The following is a 4,165-nucleotide window of genomic DNA, read 5'->3' on the forward strand; positions in this document are numbered from 1 at the left end:
AATTTACAAATTTTTTAAACTCACAAACTAAAGTTTTTTAAAATTTATCCGATATAGAAATTAGAGGAAGAGTTATTGTAGAGGTTAAACTATAAATGCGCCCAAAAAAAAATAAACGGAAGTTGCTTATCGCAATCACAATAGGTGTGGTTGTGAGTTTTATAATTTTCTCCACGCTAGGCAATTACAATAAAAAACTACAAGAACAAAATCAACTCATAAATTCCCTAAAAAATACAGCAAGCTCTGCACTCAATAAAACTACAAGTGACCCTGATATGATCAAAATTGTAGTTGCAAAAAAGCCTCTGGCAAGCGGGACTAAACTTACTAAAGAGACACTGGATCTTAAAGAATTTAAAATAACAGGCTTACCACCAGGACATATTAAAAATATAGACTCAATTATTGGGTTTACACTCAATAAAAACATAAATGAAAACGATCCAATCACTACACCATTACTAAAAGAACTACAGACAAAAACCCTGGAAATCCCACAAGGCTTACGAGCAATAACTATTCCTATAGAATATATTCAGGGTTTTGCTTCATACATAAATATCGGATCAAAACTTGATATAGTAGCAGCATCAAAAGAAAGCGCTGAACATCAAGGTAAGCTCATAGTACAAAATGTCAAAATTATATCATTTGAAAAAGGTGAAGTCCCATCATCAGTTGAAGGACAAAAACCAATTGAAACAATAACAGGTATTACGATTGAACTACCTGCCATTCAAACACAAAAACTCGTAGAAGCAATGGTTAAAGGCAAATTACAGTTGGTAACAAGAAATACTCATGATAATGAAGTAATTAAGGTAGCTGATAAACCTAAACCAAAAATTGAATCACTATCAAGAAACGCAGAACTTCCTATAAATTTTAACCCTCCGGCAATCCCTAATAGTATGTTACCTCCAATTAATGGTAAAAATATAGGAGATCTGCCATTACCGGCGACACCTAAAAAAGCTTCAAAACCTCCTCAAAAAGTGGAATTAATACAGGCAAATGTTAAGTCTGATGTAACATTTAATGATTAGAATAGCTGGAATAAACGAAATGACCAAAATACCTAACAAAATCATATTAACAATCACTGCATTATTAGCTTTATCTTTAGCTAATAATAATTGCCTTGCTGTGCAAAATGCTAGAGAGGTTGAAGACAACCCTATTTCTGTAAATAACGATATTAACTATGGAACAAACTCTGAATATAAAATAGATTATTTAAAGAAATTTTCACCGTATTCAGAAAGCAAAGCCACTCTTAGTGGCGGGGTTTCTCAATTAATCTCAATTGTAGGAAAATCACAATTAGTAAGACTTGATGAGCCGGTTAAAAGAATATCAATAGCAGATCCTAAATTTGCTGACGTAATAATGCTTTCAAAAAAAGAATTATTGATAAATGGGAGAACAGCAGGCCTCACAAGCTTGATTATATGGGGTGAAAAAGGTGATCCCGTATTCTTTGATTTAAACGTAAAAAATGATACAACAGCGCTTTTATTAGCACTAAAAGATATAGCACCAGATGAAGACATTGATATAAAATTCACCTCAACGCAAGGACAGAATGCTACAGGGGGCCAGGCACCTGCAAATGCAGTTTTTTCAGGAAAAATTTCCTCTACAATTAAAAAAGAAAAAATCAAAAACCTTGTTACAGCTTACGGTTTTAATTTTGTTGACTTAGCAGAAAGTCCTACCCCGCAAGTTGTACTAGAAATAAGAGTGGCTGAAGCTAATAGAAATCTAACAAGAAATAAATCTGTAGGTGTAACATCCGGTGGTAAGTTCTTAAATCCCCTTAATTCACAATTTAAAAAGCCGTTTAAATATCTTGAAATATCAAATAGTCTAGGTGGCAGCATTGGACCAGGCATTAAACTCTCAAATATTTACCTGCCTATACTAAATACAACAAATTCTATTTCTTTAAATGAATCTGAAGGCATGATTAAAATACTTGCAGAACCTAAACTGGTGGCAATTAATAAGCAGGAAGCCAGTTTTAATGCCGGCCAACAGGTTCCTGTGCCAACAGGCGTGGATGCACAAAGTGGACAGATTACCTATGAATATAAAGATGTAGGTGTAAACTTAAAATTCACACCAGATATCCTGGAAGAATCAGGCAAAATACAACTTAAAATAAATCCTGAAGTCAATGAAATAGACACAACAATAACAGTTTCACAGCCAAACGGCATAGTTATATATGGAATTAGAACAAGAAGAGTTAACACAACTGTAGAGCTTAATGATGGAGAAACACTTATAATAGCAGGCTTAATACAAAAGAATAGTACTGTGTCATCAAGAAGCCAGGCGCCATTTCTCTCCGATATTCCAATCTTAGGAGTATTATTTTCCAGTAAAGAATTCAGAAAAGGCGAAACTGAATTAATGATATTCGTAACTCCAAAAATTATAAAATCAGATAATCTAGTAAACGGAGTATAATATGGATCTAATCCCTGTAATTATTATCGATAGCAAAGATAATGCAAGACATAATCTCAAGAAACAACTTGCGGCATTTAATTTCATCAATATAATTGGTGATTTTAATAATCTTACAGCAGGATATGGCGCGGTTATACAAGAAAGACCCCCAATTGTATTTATTGATATTTCCGATAATTGTGACCTGACCCTTGAGATAATAGAAAAAATAAATATACAACATAGATCTTGCATAATATTAGTCACATCAACAGAAAATAATTCTGATATCGTAATAAAAGCTTTAAAAGCAGGTGCAACAGAATACCTTGGAAAACCTATTAATGTAAATGAACTAAGCAAAGCTCTTGATAAAGCTAAAATGCTTATATATAGTGAACAAGAAGATGGACAAACAGGAAAAATATTTACTGTATTCAGCAATAAGGGTGGAATAGGCAAAACAACTATTGCAGCAAATCTTGCTGTTAGTCTTGCTGAAGTCACAGGAAAAAGAGTTGCATTACTTGATTTAAACTTACAATTAGGAGATGTTACTACATTTTTAGATATAACTCCATCATTTGACATTGCTTATATAGCTGCACATTTGAACAGAATTGATGAATCATTCCTTTTAAGCTCACTGGAAAAATATAAAGACAAAGATTTATACATCCTTGCAGACCCACCATACTTAGAACAAGCCGAGGAAATCACTTCTGAGCAGATAAGCTCTGTACTTAGCATAATGAAGTCAGTATTTTCTTATATAGTAGTTGATACAAGCAGTAGCTTTGATAGTAAAACATTATGTGCATTAGACGCCTCTGACAGCATTTTGCTAGTATCTATGATTAACTTGCCTTCTATCAGAAATACTCAAAGATGTTTGGATTTGTTTAGCAGGCTTGACTATAGTGATAAGAAAATTAAACTGGTCATAAACAGATATCTACCAAACGAAGAAATTACTGTCGAAGACGTCGAAGAAGCACTCGGTCACCCTGTATACTGGAAAATCCCTAATAACTACTTTATCGTAATGTCAGCAATAAATAGGGGCGTCCCCATTGCCAAGATAGATCATAGCTCAAATATATCGCAGAATTTTTACGATTTAGCATGTCTATTAAGCAATACTGTTTTAATACGTGGAAAAACAGTAAGGCAGTTAACCAAGAATTCTAGCTCGTTCGGTCTTGATAAAATCCCGTTTATAGGTAAATTTCTAAGTTCGGGCAAATAGGAAGGTGTAAACTATGTCACTAAGAGACCGTTTAAATAAAAATACAGAAATAAATAAACCAATAACAGCACGTGAAATAGACGATTTAGCCATATATGAATCAGATTTATCTGAATTGCAAACAATAAAAGACAAATTACACGCCCTGTTGATTGAAAAAATCAATTCAATTACTACATGGGAAAATCATTCAGAAAATGAACAGGTTCAGTTTATTAGGCAGTTTATTGAAAAACGATTATTAACAGACTTTTCATCAACTCCACTTAATAAAAGCGAAAGAGAAACACTAATAAAAGGTATATTGCAGGAAATAAAAGGTTATGGTCCACTAGACCCACTTTTAGCTGATCCTGCTATATCTGATATTCTTGTTAATGGAGCAAAACATGTTTATGTGGAAAAAGGTGGTAAACTCTATAAAACTAATGTTACTTTCAAAAATAATACACATTT

Annotated in this window: 3 protein-coding genes and 1 pseudogene (1 of these 4 cut by a window edge); all 4 read left to right on the forward strand. The window is 33.1% G+C overall.

Features of this window, described 5'->3' with window-relative positions:
* Positions 1-95 precede the first annotated feature (95 nt).
* Positions 96-1,049 carry a Flp pilus assembly protein CpaB gene (locus A2255_02090; GenBank protein ID OGI21205.1) on the forward strand — a complete coding sequence of 318 codons (954 nt, stop codon included), beginning with the start codon at positions 96-98 and terminating at the stop codon, positions 1,047-1,049.
* Positions 1,042-2,478: a hypothetical protein gene (locus A2255_02095; protein OGI21206.1), complete on the forward strand. Its 1,437-nt coding sequence runs from the start codon at positions 1,042-1,044 to the stop codon at positions 2,476-2,478. Before A2255_02090 ends, A2255_02095 begins: the two co-directional genes overlap by 8 nt.
* A gap of 1 nt (position 2,479) precedes the next feature.
* Positions 2,480-3,709 (forward strand): hypothetical protein, encoded by a 1,230-nt coding sequence (locus A2255_02100; protein ID OGI21207.1) that lies wholly within the window; start codon positions 2,480-2,482, stop codon positions 3,707-3,709.
* Between the two features lie 13 nt (positions 3,710-3,722).
* Positions 3,723-4,165 (forward strand): annotated as a pseudogene (locus A2255_02105) (hypothetical protein); it runs 1,093 nt beyond the window's last position.

The sequence above is a fragment of the Candidatus Melainabacteria bacterium RIFOXYA2_FULL_32_9 genome, from assembly GCA_001784615.1.
Lineage (GTDB): Bacteria > Cyanobacteriota > Vampirovibrionia > Gastranaerophilales > UBA9579 > UBA9579.

What these genes read in the sequence shown, in the direction of transcription:
- A2255_02090 (OGI21205.1), top strand. Translation starts at nt 96, where the DNA reads ATGCGCCCAAAAAAAAATAAACGGAAGTTGCTTATCGCAATCACAATA.
- A2255_02095 (OGI21206.1), top strand. Translation starts at nt 1,042, where the DNA reads ATGATTAGAATAGCTGGAATAAACGAAATGACCAAAATACCTAACAAA.
- A2255_02100 (OGI21207.1), top strand. Translation starts at nt 2,480, where the DNA reads ATGGATCTAATCCCTGTAATTATTATCGATAGCAAAGATAATGCAAGA.